Origin of the sequence: Cyanobium usitatum str. Tous, from assembly GCF_963920485.1 — a bacterium.
Classification (GTDB): domain Bacteria; phylum Cyanobacteriota; class Cyanobacteriia; order PCC-6307; family Cyanobiaceae; genus Cyanobium_A; species Cyanobium_A usitatum_A.
Genome location: NZ_OY986431.1, coordinates 1464140 through 1484114 on the forward strand (window position 1 = coordinate 1464140; position 19975 = coordinate 1484114).

At 56.9% G+C, this 19975-nt stretch carries 11 protein-coding genes; 4 read left to right on the forward strand and 7 right to left on the reverse strand.

Annotated elements, in window-relative coordinates:
- Positions 1-44: 44 nt before the first annotated feature.
- A complete protein-coding gene (locus U9970_RS07990) occupies positions 45-4061 on the forward strand; it encodes a magnesium chelatase subunit H (protein ID WP_322763785.1) in 4017 nt (1338 codons plus the stop codon).
- Here the strand turns inward: U9970_RS07990 and U9970_RS07995 are convergent, their stop codons facing one another.
- Together U9970_RS07995 and U9970_RS08000 are read right to left on the reverse strand one after the other, a co-directional pair.
- On the reverse strand, positions 4062-4400 hold the full coding sequence (locus U9970_RS07995; RefSeq protein ID WP_322763786.1) for a HEPN domain-containing protein: 339 nt from the start codon (positions 4398-4400) through the stop codon (positions 4062-4064).
- Positions 4400-4831 carry a nucleotidyltransferase family protein gene (locus U9970_RS08000; protein WP_322763787.1) on the reverse strand — a complete coding sequence of 144 codons (432 nt, stop codon included), beginning with the start codon at positions 4829-4831 and terminating at the stop codon, positions 4400-4402. Before U9970_RS08000 ends, U9970_RS07995 begins: the two co-directional genes overlap by 1 nt.
- 57 nt (positions 4832-4888) lie before the next feature.
- Here U9970_RS08000 and U9970_RS08005 point away from each other — a divergent pair, with 57 nt between their 5' ends.
- Together U9970_RS08005 and vapC are read left to right on the forward strand one after the other, a co-directional pair.
- Positions 4889-5146: an antitoxin gene (locus U9970_RS08005; RefSeq protein ID WP_322763788.1), complete on the forward strand. Its 258-nt coding sequence runs from the start codon at positions 4889-4891 to the stop codon at positions 5144-5146.
- Entirely contained in the window at positions 5143-5544 is a 402-nt protein-coding gene (gene vapC, locus U9970_RS08010; protein ID WP_322763789.1) for a type II toxin-antitoxin system tRNA(fMet)-specific endonuclease VapC, read from the forward strand. Before U9970_RS08005 ends, vapC begins: the two co-directional genes overlap by 4 nt.
- Before the next feature lie 5 nt (positions 5545-5549).
- Here vapC and U9970_RS08015 read toward each other — a convergent pair whose 3' ends face one another.
- Together U9970_RS08015 and U9970_RS08020 are read right to left on the reverse strand one after the other, a co-directional pair.
- Positions 5550-5978 (reverse strand): PIN domain-containing protein, encoded by a 429-nt coding sequence (locus tag U9970_RS08015; protein WP_322763790.1) that lies wholly within the window; start codon positions 5976-5978, stop codon positions 5550-5552.
- On the reverse strand, positions 5975-6232 hold the full coding sequence (locus U9970_RS08020) for a DUF6364 family protein (protein WP_322763791.1): 258 nt from the start codon (positions 6230-6232) through the stop codon (positions 5975-5977). Before U9970_RS08020 ends, U9970_RS08015 begins: the two co-directional genes overlap by 4 nt.
- Before the next feature lie 94 nt (positions 6233-6326).
- Between U9970_RS08020 and U9970_RS08025 the strand changes: the two genes are divergently transcribed.
- Entirely contained in the window at positions 6327-6506 is a 180-nt protein-coding gene (locus U9970_RS08025; protein ID WP_322763792.1) for an AbrB/MazE/SpoVT family DNA-binding domain-containing protein, read from the forward strand.
- Between the two features lie 92 nt (positions 6507-6598).
- Here U9970_RS08025 and U9970_RS08030 read toward each other — a convergent pair whose 3' ends face one another.
- Genes U9970_RS08030 through U9970_RS08040 form a run of 3 tightly spaced genes read right to left on the reverse strand, consistent with a single transcriptional unit; the run spans position 6599 to position 19944 of the window.
- Positions 6599-7288, reverse strand: a complete 690-nt coding sequence (locus U9970_RS08030; protein ID WP_322763793.1) for a response regulator transcription factor — start codon at positions 7286-7288, stop codon at positions 6599-6601.
- 17 nt (positions 7289-7305) lie between these two features.
- Positions 7306-7695: a hypothetical protein gene (locus U9970_RS08035; RefSeq protein WP_322763794.1), complete on the reverse strand. Its 390-nt coding sequence runs from the start codon at positions 7693-7695 to the stop codon at positions 7306-7308.
- A 3-nt stretch (positions 7696-7698) separates the two neighbouring features.
- On the reverse strand, positions 7699-19944 hold the full coding sequence (locus U9970_RS08040; protein WP_322763795.1) for a beta strand repeat-containing protein: 12246 nt from the start codon (positions 19942-19944) through the stop codon (positions 7699-7701).
- Between the last annotated feature and the right edge of the window lie 31 nt (positions 19945-19975).

Here is a 19975-nt window from a genome sequence, read left to right on the forward strand (position 1 = left end):
GCTGATACGTCCGTAGATTCGCCCATAACCCTTCATCCGCGCGCATGTTCACGCAGGTTCGCTCCACCAACCGCCGCGTTACGCCCGGCGACGTGAACGGCCGTGCCGTGATGAAGGCCGTTTATGTGGTGCTCGAACCCCAGTACCAAAACGCCCTTACCCAGGCCGCCAACTCGCTCAATGCCCAGAACGGCCCCCTGGCGATCGAGCTGAGCGGCTACCTGATTGAGGAATTGCGCGACCCCCAGAACTACGCCGATTTCCAGGCTGATGTGGCCGCGGCGGATGTTTTTATCGCCTCACTGATCTTCATTGAAGATCTGGCCCAGAAGGTGGTGGAAGCAGTGGCGCCTCACCGCGACCGGCTCAAGGCAGCAGTGGTGTTTCCCTCCATGCCGGAGGTGATGCGGCTCAACAAGCTCGGCACCTTCTCGATGGCCCAGCTGGGCCAGAGCAAGAGCGCCATTGCCAGCTTCATGAAAAAGCGCAAGGAGGCGGGCGGCGCCGGCTTCCAAGACGCGATGTTGAAGTTGCTCAATACCTTGCCCACGGTTCTGAAATACCTGCCGGTGGAAAAGGCGCAGGACGCCCGCTCCTTCATGCTGAGCTTCCAGTATTGGCTGGGTGGCACCCCAGACAATCTCAGAAATTTTCTGTTGATGCTGGCCGACAAGTACGTCTTCCCCCGGGGCGGCTCCGGAGACGGGGTAGACCGCGCTGCGGTGGTTGTGGCCGAGCCCGAGGTGTTCCCAGACCTGGGCATTTGGCACCCGCTGGCACCGGGGATGTTTGAAGATCTCAAGGAATATTTGAATTGGAATTCAAGCCGCGGCGATCTCAGTGAGCAGGCCCGCAATGGCCCGGTGATTGGTCTAGTGCTGCAGCGCAGCCACATCGTCACCGGCGATGAAGCTCACTATGTGGCGATCATCCAGGAACTGGAATATCGCGGCGCCACCGTGATTCCGGTGTTCTGCGGCGGGCTCGATTTCACCAAACCGGTGAATGCCTTCTTCTACGACCCACTCAACCCCGACTTCCCATTGGTGGATGGGGTGGTGTCACTGACGGGCTTTGCCCTGGTGGGTGGTCCGGCCCGGCAGGACCACCCCAAGGCGATTGAGGTGCTCAAAAAGCTGAATCGCCCCTACATGGTGGCGTTGCCATTGGTGTTTCAAACCACCCAGGAGTGGGAGGAGAGCGATCTAGGTCTGCACCCGGTGCAGGTGGCCCTGCAGATCGCCATCCCCGAACTAGACGGTGCCATTGAGCCAATCGTGCTTAGCGGCCGCGACGACGCCACCGGCAAAGCCCACACCCTGCAAGACCGGGTTGAGGCGATCGCCGAGCGCGCAATCCGCTGGGCCTCCTTGCGGATCAAGCCCCGGGCTGAAAAGAAGCTGGCGATCACCGTGTTCAGCTTCCCCCCTGATAAGGGCAACGTCGGCACGGCGGCCTACCTGGATGTATTTGGCTCGATCTTCCGGGTGCTGGAGGAGATGAAGGCCAAGGGCTACGACGTGCAGAACATGCCGCGCGATTCCAAGGCGCTGATGGAGGCGGTGATCAACGACCCTGAAGCTCTTCAGGGTGCACCGGAGCTGGCGATCGCCCACCGCATGAGCGTGGAGGAATACGAGCGCCTCACCCCCTATTCCGAGCGGCTGGAAGAAAACTGGGGCAAGCCCCCCGGCAACCTGAACAGCGACGGCACCAACCTGCTGATCTACGGCCGCCACTTCGGCAACTTGTTTGTGGGGGTGCAGCCCACCTTCGGCTACGAGGGCGATCCGATGCGGCTGCTCTATTCCCGCAGCGCCAGCCCCCACCACGGCTTTGCCGCCTACTACACCTATTTAGAGAAGGTGTGGCAGGCCGATGCGGTGCTGCACTTCGGCACCCACGGCTCGCTCGAATTCATGCCTGGCAAGCAGATGGGCATGAGCGAAACCTGCTACCCCGATTCCCTGATCGGCGCCCTACCGAATCTTTATTACTACGCCGCCAACAACCCTTCAGAAGCCACCATCGCCAAGCGGCGCGGCTACGCCTCCACGATCAGCTACCTCACCCCGCCGGCTGAAAATGCCGGCCTCTATCGGGGCCTCAAGGAGCTGGGCGAGCTGGTGGGCAGCTACCAGCAGCTGCGCGAGGGCAGCCGGGGCGTGCAGATCGTCAACGCGATCGTGGAAACGGCGCGTCAGTGCAACCTCGATAAAGACGTGGTGCTGCCTGATGCCGATGCCTCGGAGATCGGCCTCGACGGCCGCGATGGCGTGGTGGGAGCGGTGTACCGCCAACTGATGGAGATCGAAAGCCGGCTGCTGCCCTGCGGCCTGCACACGATCGGCAAGCCACCTACAGCCGAGGAGGCAATTGCCACCCTGGTGAATATCGCGGCGCTCGAGCGCGAGGAAGATGGCCTGCGCTCCCTGCCGGGCCTGCTGGCCGAGAGCCGGGGCCGCACGATTGCCGACATCTACAAGGGCAACGACGACGGTGTGCTCGTCGATGTGGAGCTCAACCGCACGATTACGGAGGTGTGTCGCGCGGCGGTGGGCGCCATGGTCAAGGCCGTAACCGGCGCCGATGGCCGGGTCACCCTGCGCCAAAACTTCGCCTGGTTGTTTGCCCTGCTGGAGAAATTCGGCTTCCAACTGCCCAGCCCCTGGCTGAGTGCCTGCCGCTCGGCTGGCTTCCCAGGGGTGGATCAGGCCGAACTCGACAAGTTGTTTGGCTACCTGCGCTTCTGCCTTGAGCAGATCTGCGCCGATATGGAAATGCAGAGCCTGCTCAAGGCCCTCGATGGCGAATACGTGCTGCCCGGCCCCGGCGGCGACCCGATCCGCAACCCGGGCGTGCTGCCCAGCGGTAAGAACATCCACGCCCTTGACCCCCAGTCGATCCCTACCCGCGCCGCAATTGCTGCCGCCAAGGTGGTGGTAGATCGGCTAATCGAGCGCCAGAAGGCCGAGCAGGGCGCCTGGCCCGAAACCATCGCCTGCGTGCTCTGGGGCACCGACAACATCAAGACCTACGGCGAGTCGCTGGCCCAGATCCTCTGGTTTATCGGCGTGCGGCCGGTGGCCGATTCCCTGGGTCGGGTGAACAAGCTCGAGCTCATTTCCCTTGAGGAGCTGGGCCGGCCCCGCATCGATGTGGTGGTGAATTGCAGCGGCGTATTCCGCGACCTATTTATCAACCAGATGGGCTTGATTGATCAGGGCGTCAAGATGGCAGCGGAGGCCGATGAGCCGCTGGATATGAACTTCGTGCGTCGCCACGCCCTTGAGCAGGCGGGAGCCCAGGGCGTGTCCCTGCGCGATGCGGCGACGCGGGTGTTTTCCAATGCCAGCGGCAGCTACAGCTCAAACGTAAACCTGGCGGTGGAAAACAGCACCTGGGAGGAGGAGAATGAACTGCAGGAGATGTATCTCTCACGCAAGACATTTGCCTTCAATGCCGACAACCCAGGTGAGATGAATCAAAACCGCGAAGTGTTCGAATCAGCGATGAAAACCGCTGATGTCACCTTCCAGAACTTGGATTCGGCCGAGATCTCGCTCACCGATGTGAGCCACTACTTCGATTCAGACCCCACCAAGCTGATCGCCGGCCTGCGCGACGATGGCAAGGCACCTGCAAGTTATATCGCCGATACCACCACGGCCAACGCCCAAGTGCGCTCCTTGAGCGAAACCATTCGCCTCGATTCGCGCACCAAACTGCTCAACCCCAAGTGGTATGAGGGCATGCTGAATTCCGGCTACGAGGGCGTGAGAGAGGTGGCCAAACGGCTCAACTTCACCCTGGGCTGGAGCGCCACCAGTGGCTCAGTAGATAACTTCGTGTATGAGGAGGCAAACGACACCTTCATCAATGATCCAGAGATGCGCAAGCGGCTGATGGAGCTCAACCCCCACAGTTTCCGCCGCATCGTGGGCACCCTGCTGGAAGTAAACGGCCGCGGCTACTGGGAAACGAGCGATGAAAACATCGCCCAGCTGCAGGAGATCTACCAGGAGATTGAAGATCGGATTGAGGGCGTTACGGAGGGGTGATCACTCCTCTCCCATCTCCTGCTCCAGTTGGCTGCGCAAGGCCCCAATTTGATCCAGGATGACTGTGCGATCAGCCGTGAGTGGAAACGGACCCACTTCATAGCGGGCTTCCACCGCATAGGGCTGGAGGCTGAGCAGGGCGGGATCCAGTTCCATTCCCGCCAACAGGGACAGCTCCTGAAGCATGTGGGAGAACGGAGGGCGCTGATCATCGAGGACGATGCGAGCCTTGAGCAGCTTCTCCACGGCCTGCTGGGCGGTGAAACTCCACTCCTCATCCGGGTAGGCCGCATCGAGGTTCAGCCTCAGGGCCCGCAGGTGACGATCCACCAAGGCCATCAACACCCGAGCATCCTCCTGGGGTGTTGTGGCTGCACCACCAACATCCGGCCGTGGCGAGCCGCCTCACTGATCACATGCCAGCGGGACCCCGCCAGCCGGGAGGCATCGGCCGAACCGCTCACCACTAGATCCACCGACAGGGGCAGGTGCTGGAGGGGCCGAAAATGGCGCCACCAGCTCGCCACCTTGGCCTCCCCCTTGAGATGGGGCATTCGCTCCACCACCAGCAGATCTAGATCCGACTCTGGCCTGGCCTGGCCCGTGGCGCGGGAGCCGAACACCACCAGCGCCTGCACGGAGGGATCTGCGCCAATCTCTCGCAGGGCTGCCTCCAACCGCTCCGCCACGTCGCCCTCGAGCCCTGGGCCGAGATCGGGCAGAGTGAAAGGCTGGGGAGTGGTCCAGTCGGCGAGAGCGAGGCTGGTCATGGGGCCATTCTGACGGCAGTCAGCCGCTGCGGATCAACACAATGGTTACTACCATTGATGGATACCACCAGGAAGCAGGACATGGATACAGCACGACTATTTCAATCAGGCCGCAGCCAGGCGGTGCGGCTGCCCAAGGCCTACCGCTTCGGCGGCAGCGAAGTGGTGGTGAAGCATTTCGGCAACGGGGTGTTGCTGCTGCCGATGGACGACCCCTGGCAGACCCTGGAAGCCGGACTGGACGCCTTTGAGCCTGGTTTTGAACTCAGCCGAGAGCAACCCGCGCAGCAGGAACGCTTAGCCATCCAGCCATGATTCTGCTGGACACCAACATCTGCATCTACATCATCAATGCCAAGCCGCCGGCTGTGCTGCAGCGGTTCAGGAATTACCGCATGGGCGAAGTCGGTGTCTGCACAGTTGTGGCCGCCGAACTCGCCTTTGGGGTGGCCAAGAGTGGCTCACCCCGAAACCGACACGCCCTGGAACTTTTTCTGGCACCACTGACAGTGCTGCCCTTCGATGAAGCAGCCGTGTGGGCCTATGGAACCTTGAGAGCGGAGCTCGAACACCAAGGAAAGCAAATCGGCGCCCTCGACACCATGATCGCGGCCCATGCCCTCAGCCAGCAGGCGACGCTGGTTACCAACAACACCTCCGAATTTGCGCGGGTTCCGGGCCTCCGGCTCGACAACTGGGTGGATGCGCCTTAAGAGTTTCAAAGGCGGATCACCGCAAACGGATTGCGCACGGTCACGGTGCCGTAGGTGTGGCCATCGGTCATGTCTTCCGACAGAACGAGATCGCAACCGGATTGCTGGGCAGCGGCCAGGATCGCGGCATCCCAGTAGGACAGCGGATAGGCCTGATGCAAGGCGAGGGCGCCATCCAATACGGCAGCATCAATGGGCTGGACGGTGAAGCGCTGCCAACTCTTGATCAGAGCCGCTGCATCTGTGAGCGAGAGACGATCAGGCCGCGTGGCCCGGGTGGCCTGCACGTAGAACTCCTGCAGCACCTGCACGGAGAGTGTCCAATCGTCTTCCGCGAGTAGGTAGCGAGCCAGCTCGCGTTTCGGCGCCTCCGCGGGGGTGGCGCTCACGGCATAGAGCAACACATTGGTGTCGAGAAAACAGCCGGCTGTCATGCAAGCCGGTCGTGCAGGCGGCTGCGCGGCTGGCGATCCGCGGCGGAAAGGCCTTGGCCCTGCTGGTCGAGACGGCGAAACAGCTCGTCCTGGGCCAGGCGGCGGGGATCCACGTCCGAAACACTGGCAGGCTCCGCCGCGAGAGACACGAGATAGTCGCGCACCAGCGCCGAAACCGAGGTGCCATGACGCGCGGCATGGATGCGGGCCTGCCGGTGAACCTCCTCTGCCACAGAGACTGTGATATTTTTCATCGTTCCACAGTATCGCAGCACCCAGGGCCCATACGCCTGATGGACGCACGGAAGTAAGGCGGTAAAAATACAAAGTCCATCGAGCGCCCAGGCCATGGCCTCCGAACTGGCAACGCTGACCTCAAAAGGACAGGTGACGGTGCCCAAAACGGTGCGTGATGCGCTTGGGCTACGGCAGGGTGACACCTTGCAGTGGGATCTGGAGGAAGGCGTGGAGGCGAACCTGCAGGAATGGAACAGCCATGCGGATGAGGAGGCCTTTGCCGATCTCTGAGATGCAGTCCTTGGGGGCATTCCGTGTGGTGCGGGTGCCGTTTCCGTTCAGTGAGCGGCTGGCGATGAAACGACGACCGGCCGCACCTGGAGCTACTTCAACATGAAGCCCACACCACGCACAGTCTGAATCAAAGGAGCAAGATCAGGCCGCTCTAGCTTCTTGCGCAGGTAGCGGATGTAGACATCGAGCAGGTTGTCATCGCCCACCCAGGAGTCGCCCCAGACGGCCAAAAGGATGTCCTGGCGGGAGAGCACCTGCTCGCGATGCTGGAGCAGATGGAGAAGCAGGTCGTATTCCTTGACGGTGAGCTTGATCGGGGTGGCGGCGCGCGATACCTGGCGGGTGTCGGTGTTGACCGTGAGGTCGCGATAGTGCAACTCGGTGCCATCTACATGGTTGAGCCCCATGCGGCTGCGGCGTATTAAGGCACGCAGCCGAGCTACCAGCTCCTCAATTGCAAAGGGGCGCGATAAGACATCATCAGCGCCGGCCTCAAGAGCAGCTACGCGGGAGCTGTAGTGATCAAGAGATAGGAGCAACAGCAGGGGAATGGCATTAGCTGCGGCGCGCAGTTGGCGGGTAAAGACGAGCGCGGCGCTATCAGGCAGAGCATCGCTGATCAAAAGCATCTGCGGCGCGGCGACCTCGAGCTGCTGCTGGGCGGCATCAGTGCTGGCTACGGCGCTGATGGCAAAGCCATGGACCTGGAGATGCTTGGTGAGCAGATCAGAGGAGCGGGTATCCGGATCAACCAGCAGCAGACGGGCAGTGGGAGGCACAAACAACCGTTGGGAGGTCAGCCTAAGGCGGCCGACCCATCATCACTAAAGGACTCCGAACTGAACAGGGTCTCGAAGTGATAGTCCATGGCGGCCATCACCTCAGCGGGGTCGGCATTACCAGCCGCATCAAAACTGACGTCGAAATCGGCAAGGTCTTCGTGCTGTTCAGCAAGGTCGTGGGCAATGTTGTTGAGCACATCCTGCTGAATGAGCTGGTAGGCATCAGCTGAGAGCTGCTGCTCTTCGAGGTAAGAACTAACAACCTGATCGAGCTCATAAACAAGCTCAGCCGGGCGAGCCTCTTGAGCCGCAAGATCTGGCGAGGATCGCACGGCTTCGAAGAAGGTTTCGATCAAGCCGGCGATTACATCACCGGCTACAAATGAGGCATCCGTATCAGCCATGGCTCAAACGGCGTAGGAGAAGTCGTCTACCACGTCGGTGGCCATACCAATGCCGTCGCTGGCATCATCGGGCAGGAGCGCATCAACCTCGTCGAGCGCGGCTAAGGCATCGGCGGTGGGCTCAATCGCTGCCGGATCAGCAGCCATGTCTGCCGCAGCCGGCACCTCGGTGAGTGCTAGCTCCTGCTGGTACTCGGCGATCGCCTGATCGGTGACTGCGTTCTCACCGACGTACTGCTCCACTAGGTCGGCCACGCTGGCAACTTCGGCCTCAACCAGTTGCTCGTCTGGGACGGCGACATCCTGGATGAAGGTGTCCACGGGTTGCCCGGTAGCTGCGGGGCCTGAAACCTGGGCTTGAGCGGAACTCACGGCGAAGGCCACATCTTCGGCAAGACCGGTGCTTCCATCCTCGTAGGTGACTTCCATTTGGCCATAGACCAGCACATCACCATCAGCGGCCGCGTAGGTGGTGCTGTCAGCGTTGTAAGAGAGGCCGATGCTGGTGATGCCCCAATCCGCCATGTAGGCGAATTCACCCTCATCCTGAACACCATCGACATTCAGATCCTGCCAGACGCCGAAGTACGACCAGGCTGTGTCGCTGGCATCAAGGACGCCATCCTTCACGCCATTGGCATCGGCGTCAAAGTAGGCGGCGAGGGCCTCCATATCAGTTGCCACATCGGAGCGATCCCCCCAAAGGGCGAAGACATACTCCTTCGCCTCTGTGATTAGCCCATCACCATTATAGTCATAGGCGAGAAGACCATCCTCGGGCCCAACCCAAGAAACGTTAAACAAGCCAAGGGCAGACTGATTAAAAACAGCTTGCTCCAAAGATAAATAGCTGACACCATCCCCGCCGAGATCAATGGCAATGGGAGTAACAGAAGGGAGCGCCACTGAAAGGGAGAGCGTACTAGAAGCGGTGTCGCCATCACCGTCCTTAACGGTGTAACTTAGGACTTGATTCAGATCAGCCGTGAGCGGCACAGGTGGCGTGTATAGATAAGATCCTGTATCCATGTCCACCTTGAAAACAGCACCTTGAGGAGTTGCGATCGTCCACTCATTGGTAACCGTATTAAAAGTGCCTGAAGTGCCTGAAGTGCCAGAACTGGATCCAGAAACAGCAGAGACATCAGTTGACTGATCCCAGCTGAAGGTGACGCCATTGACGACAACAGACTGAACCCACCCACCATCAGCACCAGTGGCTGCCGTAACGCCATCAAGGAGTGTGCCTACTAGCGGAGGAGCAGCAATTGTATTAGAGAGAGTGGCATCAAGCTGACTCAGGTTGGTAACAACAATTGCAGGGGTATTGGTGCCAGCGCCAGTACCATCGTAAGCAATAGGATCTAGCTTCGAGGCACTCACTCCAGAGCCAAGGCCAATGGAATAAGCCTTGATATCAAAGTTCTCAAGGAAGCCAATCCAATCATCCTCTTCAGAGTAACTGATGCCATCTCCACCACCAAGATTATTATCACTAGTCCCGTATGTCGGCAAGCTAGAATTCGAAAGATCATTTTCGTTCGGCTCACCATCGGACAGGAAGTAAAGAATATTCTGCCCATCAGCAAAACGACCTGTGTCAGATATAAAGGCTCTCCAGGCCTCATTGAGAGCGTCATCATAGTTAGTACTTCCTCTGGCACTTAGGCCGCCAACAAATGTCTTTGCAGCACTGGGGTCTTGCCAAATAGCCTGAGGATTAGAAGCGGTAGAGCTAAAAGTAATGACGTTAACCTTTACATCCCCAAAAGCATCATAACCATCGATAAGCTTGCCAACCGCTTGCTTCATCAAGGCGAGGCGAGAAAGACCCGATACACCAGACGGGTCATTCATGCTCCCCGAAATGTCAAGAATAAGCGTTAGGTTTGTTGGCTGGGCTGACGACTGTCCACTGTTTGTTGCAGGATTGGCGACAGGCGTATCATCATCAACCGTGATCAGCAACTGGTTAGCCGCAGCAGAAATACTGTCGCCATCAGAGTCAGTAGCCCTGAGGATCCCTCCAAGCGCTATTGGCAGGTCATTTTCATTTTGCCCAACCGGATGGTCTAAGGACTTAAGCAGAGAAAATGTATAATCGCCATCAGCCTCAACCTTCAAGGTAAAAACATTAGGTCCGCTAATGCCAGCTCTGGCAGAAAGAGTGTCCCCAGCAATGCTGTAGACGAGTGAAACGCCACCGGATGTCAATGCTGGCAGCACAGTGGTATCGGTATTGAAGCCATAGGTCAAGGGTCCATCGGCCCCACTCTTGAAGAGTGTAGAAACATTCCCATTAACAGTAGTTACTTGACCAGATACATCCCCAGTCCCCCCAGGCAATCCACCACTCAGTCCATCCTCATCGACCGTGGCAGTGACAGAACCAACTGCCAGTGACGGAACGTCATCGATGACTTGAATGTCAAGAGATGCAGTATCCGAGTCGCCATCGGTGTCTGTCACCGTAACCGTCAAGCTCTCCGTAAGACCATTCTCACCCGCTCCTGCACTATGAGTCGCATTATCATTCAAAACATAGCTGTAAGTGAATGTGCCCCCAGTGATTTGACCACTACCGGAAGTTGTTGGCGTAAATCCAGTAATTAAAAGAGTTCCATACGCAGCCGTGGAAACCAACGGCGAGCCACCCACAAATGACCCACCTGCGATCAACGAGGTGCTCCCGATAGAAACTGATCCAACACCATCTAGCGCCGTGAATGAAAAGGATCCAGTTTTCGTCAATGCCGCATCACTTGGAGAAGATCCGCTAGGAAGATCATCTTCATCAATCAGAATCTCTGGAGCGGCGCCATCAAGGCCAGTCAGAGTGACGTCGTCGTCAGCATTGATCGTCAGGCTGAGCGTGCTGGAAGCAGAATCACCGTCATTGTCGGTGATTGTATAAGTAACAACTTCAGTAATATCGCCAGAAAGGGAAGCTGGAGGGGTATAGACGTAAGCACCGGTATCCATGTCCACTTTGAGAGTGGCTCCCTCAGGCGTAGTCACCGTCCATTCATAGGTATCGGTATTAAAGGATCCAGAACTGACGCCAGACACGGAGGGCGCGTCTGTCGGCTGATCCCAAGTATAGGTTACTCCTCCGACAACAATTGATTGAATCCAGCCTTCGTCAGCACCCGTTGAGGCAGTTGAACCATCAATCAACGTACCAACAAGTGCGGGAGCCTCAATAGTTGAAGACAACGTAGCGTCGAGCTGATTTAGATCAGTAACAATAATGGCATCAGTATTTGAACCACTACCATTCCCGTCATAGGCAATAGGATTGAGCTGTGTGGCACTCACCCCAGTCCCAAGGCCTATGGCAAAGGCCTTGATATCAAAGTTGCGAAGAAAACCAGCCCAATCCGCTTCTTCAGAAGCATCAATGCCATTGCCACCGCCGAGATCATTATCGTCAGTGCCGTATGTCGGGGAAGCAGGTGAAGATGACAGAGTGCTGACATTGGGAACACCATCAGACAGGAAGTAAAGTATGTTTTGGCCATCATCAAAACGGCCACTGTCGCCTACAAATGCCTTCCAAGCCGTATTCAGCGCATCATCGTAGTTCGTAAACCCTCCATCCCTTAGGGTGGCTATATAGCTCTTGGCATCAGAAGGATCCTGCCAGGCAGCCTGGGGGTTCAAAGCTGTAGTGCTAAAGGTAATGACGTTAACCTTTACATCCCCAAATGCAGCATAATCATCAATCAGCTGATTAACGGTCTGCTTCATCAAGGCGAGGCGGGTCAGCCCGGAGACACCCGAAGCACTCCCCATGCTGCCAGAGATATCGAGGATCAGCGTTAAGTTGGTTGGAAGTGATTGAGCATTGCCGATTTTAATTGCTGGATTTGCTATTGGAGTATCATCATCAACCGTGATTTGGAACGATGTTGCGTTGCCACTTACGTTATCTCCATCGGCATCCGTGGCCTGCACGAGGTTCCCCAAGTTAAGCACCATGTCAGCCAAGTTCTCCGTATTGTCTCCGGCAAGCCCATCTTCAGTGAGATGATCAAGCTGATCCTTAAGAGTGAAGGTATACGCGCCAGTATTCTCATTAAGGGTGATTACAAATACTTGATTAGCCCCACCATCAGTTGTGGCTGTGAGTGTCTGAATTCCAGTGCCGACTCCTGATACGGAATAGGCCAGAGACTGACCGTTCGACTTCAATGTTCCATCTTCAGTACCCGTCGCCGTAACAGTTCCGGACGCATTGAGGCTATAGGTCAATGGTTGGTCAGCTCCGCTTTGGAACAAAGCTGCTATCGATCCAATCGCTGTGACAACTTCGCCAGATACATCATTAATGCCGCCAGCTATGCCATCACCGAAGCCAACAGGCGCTGCGAGTTCAACGACACCATCTTCATCGACAATCCCCGATACGACAGCATCAGTGATGCTCGGACCGTCGTCCGCAAAAGCAAACTGACCGCTGATTGTCCCTGACGTCACCGTCTGCTCGACAAAATCTCCGTCCGCATCCGTCGTCTTAACAGTCCCGCTGATCGCAAGATTGATCGCGCTCAGATCAACCACCTGATCGCTATAAACACCGTCATAGTCCGGGCCGGATCCTCCATCTTCCCCAGGGGCCGCATGATCCAAATTCAGAAGCTGCGTCTGTGTCACCGCTCCCGTTGGTCCATCAATCGTCACCGTGAACACCGTGGGACCTACATCGCCAGCCTTGCCCGTCAGGCTCAGGCCATCCGCTGACAGAAACAGCAGCACTGGTGTTCCGTTCGACGTCAGACCAGAAGACACTCCCGTGATATTCCCGGCTGTCAGTCCACTTGTCGTCGATACAAACTTGAACCCCGATGCAGCAACAGTTCCGGCACCATCCGCACCATAATCTGCCGTGATCGATGCCTCGAATGCTGCCTTCACATCGAAGTCAGCTACTCCAACACCATCTACATTATCTGTCCCTGGAATTACATCATCATTGCCACCTTCTGCTCCGCCATCAGAGGTCAGCAGCGACAAACCGCTCAGATCCACTGCAGCTGGAATTACCTCTGCAGGACCATCATCAGCAAAAACAAACTGGCCGCTGATTGTCCCTGACGTCACCGTCTGCTCGACAAAATCTCCGTCCGCATCCGTCGTCTTAACAGTCCCGCTGATCGCAAGATTGATCGCGCTCAGATCAACCACCTGATCGCTATAAACACCGTCATAGTCCGGGCCGGATCCTCCATCTTCCCCAGGGGCCGCATGATCCAAATTCAGAAGCTGCGTCTGTGTCACCGCTCCCGTTGGTCCATCAATCGTCACCGTGAACACCGTGGGACCTACATCGCCAGCCTTGCCCGTCAGGCTCAGGCCATCCGCTGACAGAAACAGCAGCACTGGTGTTCCGTTCGACGTCAGACCAGAAGACACTCCCGTGATATTCCCGGCTGTCAGTCCACTTGTCGTCGATACAAACTTGAACCCCGATGCAGCAACAGTTCCGGCACCATCCGCACCATAATCTGCCGTGATCGATGCCTCGAATGCTGCCTTCACATCGAAGTCAGCTACTCCAGCACCATCTACATTATCTGTCCCTGGAATTACATCATCATTGCCACCTTCTGCTCCGCCATCAGAGGTCAGCAGCGACAAACCGCTCAGATCCACTGCAGCTGGAATTACCTCTGCAGGACCATCATCAGCAAAAACAAACTGGCCGCTGATTGTCCCTGACGTCACCGTCTGCTCGACAAAATCTCCGTCCGCATCCGTCGTCTTAACAGTCCCGCTGATCGCAAGATTGATCGCGCTCAGATCAACCACCTGATCGCTATAAACACCGTCATAGTCCGGGCCGGATCCTCCATCTTCCCCAGGGGCCGCATGATCCAAATTCAGAAGCTGCGTCTGTGTCACCGCTCCCGTTGGTCCATCAATCGTCACCGTGAACACCGTGGGACCTACATCGCCAGCCTTGCCCGTCAGGCTCAGGCCATCCGCTGACAGAAACAGCAGCACTGGTGTTCCGTTCGACGTCAGACCAGAAGACACTCCCGTGATATTCCCGGCTGTCAGTCCACTTGTCGTCGATACAAACTTGAACCCCGATGCAGCAACAGTTCCGGCACCATCCGCACCATAATCTGCCGTGATCGATGCCTCGAATGCTGCCTTCACATCGAAGTCAGCTACTCCAGCACCATCTACATTATCTGTCCCTGGAATTACATCATCATTGCCACCTTCTGCTCCGCCATCAGAGGTCAGCAGCGACAAACCGCTCAGATCCACTGCAGCTGGAATTACCTCTGCAGGACCATCATCAGCAAAAACAAACTGGCCGCTGATTGTCCCTGACGTCACCGTCTGCTCGACAAAATCTCCGTCCGCATCCGTCGTCTTAACAGTCCCGCTGATCGCAAGATTGATCGCGCTCAGATCAACCACCTGATCGCTATAAACACCGTCATAGTCCGGGCCGGATCCTCCATCTTCCCCAGGGGCCGCATGATCCAAATTCAGAAGCTGCGTCTGTGTCACCGCTCCCGTTGGTCCATCAATCGTCACCGTGAACACCGTGGGACCTACATCGCCAGCCTTGCCCGTCAGGCTCAGGCCATCCGCTGACAGAAACAGCAGCACTGGTGTTCCGTTCGACGTCAGACCAGAAGACACTCCCGTGATATTCCCGGCTGTCAGTCCACTTGTCGTCGATACAAACTTGAACCCCGATGCAGCAACAGTTCCGGCACCATCCGCACCATAATCTGCCGTGATCGATGCCTCGAATGCTGCCTTCACATCGAAGTCAGCTACTCCAACACCATCTACATTATCTGTCCCTGGAATTACATCATCATTGCCACCTTCTGCTCCGCCATCAGAGGTCAGCAGCGACAAACCGCTCAGATCCACTGCAGCTGGAATTACCTCTGCAGGACCATCATCAGCAAAAACAAACTGGCCGCTGATTGTCCCTGACGTCACCGTCTGCTCGACAAAATCTCCGTCCGCATCCGTCGTCTTAACAGTCCCGCTGATCGCAAGATTGATCGCGCTCAGATCAACCACCTGATCGCTATAAACACCGTCATAGTCCGGGCCGGATCCTCCATCTTCCCCAGGGGCCGCATGATCCAAATTCAGAAGCTGCGTCTGTGTCACCGCTCCCGTTGGTCCATCAATCGTCACCGTGAACACCGTGGGACCTACATCGCCAGCCTTGCCCGTCAGGCTCAGGCCATCCGCTGACAGAAACAGCAGCACTGGTGTTCCGTTCGACGTCAGACCAGAAGACACTCCCGTGATATTCCCGGCTGTCAGTCCACTTGTCGTCGATACAAACTTGAACCCCGATGCAGCAACAGTTCCGGCACCATCCGCACCATAATCTGCCGTGATCGATGCCTCGAATGCTGCCTTCACATCGAAGTCAGCTACTCCAACACCATCTACATTATCTGTCCCTGGAATTACATCATCATTGCCACCTTCTGCTCCGCCATCAGAGGTCAGCAGCGACAAACCGCTCAGATCCACTGCAGCTGGAATTACCTCTGCAGGACCATCATCAGCAAAAACAAACTGGCCGCTGATTGTCCCTGACGTCACCGTCTGCTCGACAAAATCTCCGTCCGCATCCGTCGTCTTAACAGTCCCGCTGATCGCAAGATTGATCGCGCTCAGATCAACCACCTGATCGCTATAAACACCGTCATAGTCCGGGCCGGATCCTCCATCTTCCCCAGGGGCCGCATGATCCAAATTCAGAAGCTGCGTCTGTGTCACCGCTCCCGTTGGTCCATCAATCGTCACCGTGAACACCGTGGGACCTACATCGCCAGCCTTGCCCGTCAGGCTCAGGCCATCCGCTGACAGAAACAGCAGCACTGGTGTTCCGTTCGACGTCAGACCAGAAGACACTCCCGTGATATTCCCGGCTGTCAGTCCACTTGTCGTCGATACAAACTTGAACCCCGATGCAGCAACAGTTCCGGCACCATCCGCACCATAATCTGCCGTGATCGATGCCTCGAATGCTGCCTTCACATCGAAGTCAGCTACTCCAGCACCATCTACATTATCTGTCCCTGGAATTACATCATCATTGCCACCTTCTGCTCCGCCATCAGAGGTCAGCAGCGACAAACCGCTCAGATCCACTGCAGCTGGAATTACCTCTGCAGGACCATCATCAGCAAAAACAAACTGACCGCTGATTGTCCCTGACGTCACCGTCTGCTCGACAAAATCTCCGTCCGCATCCGTCGTCTTAACAGTCCCGCTGATCGCAAGATTGATCGCGCTCAGATCAACCACCTGATCGCTATAAACACCGTCATAGTCCGGGCCGGATCCTCCATCTTCCCCAGGGGCCGCATGATCCAAATTCAGAAGCTGCGTCTGTGTCACCGCTCCCGTTGGTCCATCAATCGTCACCGTGAACACCGTGGGACCTACATCGCCAGCCTTGCCCGTCAGGCTCAGGCCATCCGCTGACAGAAACAGCAGCACTGGTGTTCCGTTCGACGTCAGACCAGAAGACACTCCCGTGATATTCCCGGCTGTCAGTCCACTTGTCGTCGATACAAACTTGAACCCCGATGCAGCAACAGTTCCGGCACCATCCGCACCATAATCTGCCGTGATCGATGCCTCGAATGCTGCCTTCACATCGAAGTCAGCTACTCCAACACCATCTACATTATCTGTCCCTGGAATTACATCATCATTGCCACCTTCTGCTCCGCCATCAGAGGTCAGCAGCGACAAACCGCTCAGATCCACTGCAGCTGGAATTACCTCTGCAGGACCATCATCAGCAAAAACAAACTGGCCGCTGATTGTCCCTGACGTCACCGTCTGCTCGACAAAATCTCCGTCCGCATCCGTCGTCTTAACAGTCCCGCTGATCGCAAGATTGATCGCGCTCAGATCAACCACCTGATCGCTATAAACACCGTCATAGTCCGGGCCGGATCCTCCATCTTCCCCAGGGGCCGCATGATCCAAATTCAGAAGCTGCGTCTGTGTCACCGCTCCCGTTGGTCCATCAATCGTCACCGTGAACACCGTGGGACCTACATCGCCAGCCTTGCCCGTCAGGCTCAGGCCATCCGCTGACAGAAACAGCAGCACTGGTGTTCCGTTCGACGTCAGACCAGAAGACACTCCCGTGATATTCCCGGCTGTCAGTCCACTTGTCGTCGATACAAACTTGAACCCCGATGCAGCAACAGTTCCGGCACCATCCGCACCATAATCTGCCGTGATCGATGCCTCGAATGCTGCCTTCACATCGAAGTCAGCTACTCCAACACCATCTACATTATCTGTCCCTGGAATTACATCATCATTGCCACCTTCTGCTCCGCCATCAGAGGTCAGCAGCGACAAACCGCTCAGATCCACTGCAGCTGGAATTACCTCTGCAGGACCATCATCAGCAAAAACAAACTGGCCGCTGATTGTCCCTGACGTCACCGTCTGCTCGACAAAATCTCCGTCCGCATCCGTCGTCTTAACAGTCCCGCTGATCGCAAGATTGATCGCGCTCAGATCAACCACCTGATCGCTATAAACACCGTCATAGTCCGGGCCGGATCCTCCATCTTCCCCAGGGGCCGCATGATCCAAATTCAGAAGCTGCGTCTGTGTCACCGCTCCCGTTGGTCCATCAATCGTCACCGTGAACACCGTGGGACCTACATCGCCAGCCTTGCCCGTCAGGCTCAGGCCATCCGCTGACAGAAACAGCAGCACTGGTGTTCCGTTCGACGTCAGACCAGAAGACACTCCCGTGATATTCCCGGCTGTCAGTCCACTTGTCGTCGATACAAACTTGAACCCCGATGCAGCAACAGTTCCGGCACCATCCGCACCATAATCTGCCGTGATCGATGCCTCGAATGCTGCCTTCACATCGAAGTCAGCTACTCCAACACCATCTACATTATCTGTCCCTGGAATTACATCATCATTGCCACCTTCTGCTCCGCCATCAGAGGTCAGCAGCGACAAACCGCTCAGATCCACTGCAGCTGGAATTACCTCTGCAGGACCATCATCAGCAAAAACAAACTGGCCGCTGATTGTCCCTGACGTCACCGTCTGCTCGACAAAATCTCCGTCCGCATCCGTCGTCTTAACAGTCCCGCTGATCGCAAGATTGATCGCGCTCAGATCAACCACCTGATCGCTATAAACACCGTCATAGTCCGGGCCGGATCCTCCATCTTCCCCAGGGGCCGCATGATCCAAATTCAGAAGCTGCGTCTGTGTCACCGCTCCCGTTGGTCCATCAATCGTCACCGTGAACACCGTGGGACCTACATCGCCAGCCTTGCCCGTCAGGCTCAGGCCATCCGCTGACAGAAACAGCAGCACTGGTGTTCCGTTCGACGTCAGACCAGAAGACACTCCCGTGATATTCCCGGCTGTCAGTCCACTTGTCGTCGATACAAACTTGAACCCCGATGCAGCAACAGTTCCGGCACCATCCGCACCATAATCTGCCGTGATCGATGCCTCGAATGCTGCCTTCACATCGAAGTCAGCTACTCCAACACCATCTACATTATCTGTCCCTGGAATTACATCATCATTGCCACCTTCTGCTCCGCCATCAGAGGTCAGCAGCGACAAACCGCTCAGATCCACTGCAGCTGGAATTACCTCTGCAGGACCATCATCAGCAAAAACAAACACCCCCTGTCCAATATTCAACGTGCCAGAAGCCTGGTCATCGTCAAAGTCAGTGACCGTCTGCTGAACCTGCAGCAGATCTGCAACTGTGGTTGTGAGGGTGACAGATTCATCGTTGCTCGTCGGATCTGGATGCCAGATCGCTGATAGCTGGGTGAGCGAGAGATCCCCATCCAAATTGATGGTGATCTGGAAATAATCAACGCCACCAACTGAGCCGATCACCGGCGAGGTTGGAGAAGCCTGGGAAAGCAGAATTTCACCACCTTGAGCACCGTTGATGCCGAGGGCAAACAGGCCCGAGGGGATACCGGTGCCATTCAATACCAAAGCATAAGAAACTGATCCAGGGCCATCAGCCCCGAAACCGAACTGGGTACCAGGATCAGCGCTGCTGTCGAAGAACTGGCTGACGTCAACAGACACCGTGTCGAAGCCACCGGCATTCTCGGTTCCACCAGCAGTGCCGATCTCACCGACACTCTCATCCACGATCAGCTGCGGAAGCGCTTCAGTGGAAGCCAACACAAACGGCGTGGCATCCACAATTCGAATGCCGCCAGTAGCGGTGGCAGTAGCACCACCCAGGTCTGCAACGGTCACCGAAATCGGCACAAATGCCGAGTTTTGATCAATATTTGGATTGCCCAGGGGATTGGCGTTGTCCACCGGGCTGGTGAGCGTGAAGCTGAAGCTGATAACCCCGGTGGCTGGATCAAAGCTCTGCAGGGTGACCACACCTTCCGTTTCCGTGTCACCATCTCCCGCTTCCAGAGGGATCTGGAAGGTGGGGCTAAGTGGATCGATTGAGAGCAGCTGGCTGAGCGTGAACAGCTGACCCGCAATCAGCACGGTGGCGATATCGGCGATGCCATCGGGATCGCCAATCACGATCGTGCCCTGAGTGGTAGCGAACTGCGACAGGCCAGCCTCCAGGCCCACTTCCGACACCAAGCCGGGGGGCAGCTGGATCAAAGGATCGCTGCGCAGCTCCTCGTTGAAGTTGTCGTCGTTATTACCTAGATCGCTATCACTATCCGTGGGTGCAGCCGGATTCGACGGCAGAACGAACACGGTGGGAGGGCCGTTGGGTTCTTCAGGGGGAGGCTCAGGTGCAGGAGGTACAGGTGCAGGAGGTACAGGTGCAGGAGGCTCGGGTGCAGGAGGCTCAGGAGCTGGCTCCTCTGCAGCTACGGGGTCTGCAATCTCCTGCAGGGTCGGGGCAAATTGAGCCACGCCCCTTTGGGCGATTACGGGCTCTTCATTCGCCAAGGTGGTTGGCGGTGGCACCAAGGGCACTCCGCCGCTGCCGCCGCCGACGTCGGTTTGAGGCTCGGGAATGTCCTGGCTGACGGCAACCGCTGGAGGCTGACTCTCAGGAGCCATCTCAGTGATGGTGTTATCGGTGCCATCACCGAAGCCAGTGTTGCCACCAGGGTTTTCAGAGCTACCAGCTGGGTTAACGATGCTGGCGTCCTGAACGTTGCCCGCCAGCCGATCCCTGTCCTCATCAAAGGCAGCGCCGTCGGTGAGAATCGTGTTTAGGTCGTCAGCCATGGAACTTGCAGCAATCTCTTGATTCACCCTA

What these genes read in the sequence shown, in the direction of transcription:
- U9970_RS07995 (WP_322763786.1), bottom strand. Translation starts at nt 4,400, where the DNA reads ATGGCCTTGGTGGATCGTCACCTGCGGGCCCTGAGGCTGAACCTCGAT.
- U9970_RS08040 (WP_322763795.1), bottom strand. Translation starts at nt 19,944, where the DNA reads ATGGCTGACGACCTAAACACGATTCTCACCGACGGCGCTGCCTTTGAT.
- vapC (WP_322763789.1), top strand. Translation starts at nt 5,143, where the DNA reads ATGATTCTGCTGGACACCAACATCTGCATCTACATCATCAATGCCAAG.
- U9970_RS08025 (WP_322763792.1), top strand. Translation starts at nt 6,327, where the DNA reads ATGGCCTCCGAACTGGCAACGCTGACCTCAAAAGGACAGGTGACGGTG.
- U9970_RS08000 (WP_322763787.1), bottom strand. Translation starts at nt 4,831, where the DNA reads ATGACCAGCCTCGCTCTCGCCGACTGGACCACTCCCCAGCCTTTCACT.
- U9970_RS08020 (WP_322763791.1), bottom strand. Translation starts at nt 6,232, where the DNA reads ATGAAAAATATCACAGTCTCTGTGGCAGAGGAGGTTCACCGGCAGGCC.
- U9970_RS08005 (WP_322763788.1), top strand. Translation starts at nt 4,889, where the DNA reads ATGGATACCACCAGGAAGCAGGACATGGATACAGCACGACTATTTCAA.
- U9970_RS08015 (WP_322763790.1), bottom strand. Translation starts at nt 5,978, where the DNA reads ATGACAGCCGGCTGTTTTCTCGACACCAATGTGTTGCTCTATGCCGTG.
- U9970_RS07990 (WP_322763785.1), top strand. Translation starts at nt 45, where the DNA reads ATGTTCACGCAGGTTCGCTCCACCAACCGCCGCGTTACGCCCGGCGAC.
- U9970_RS08035 (WP_322763794.1), bottom strand. Translation starts at nt 7,695, where the DNA reads ATGGCTGATACGGATGCCTCATTTGTAGCCGGTGATGTAATCGCCGGC.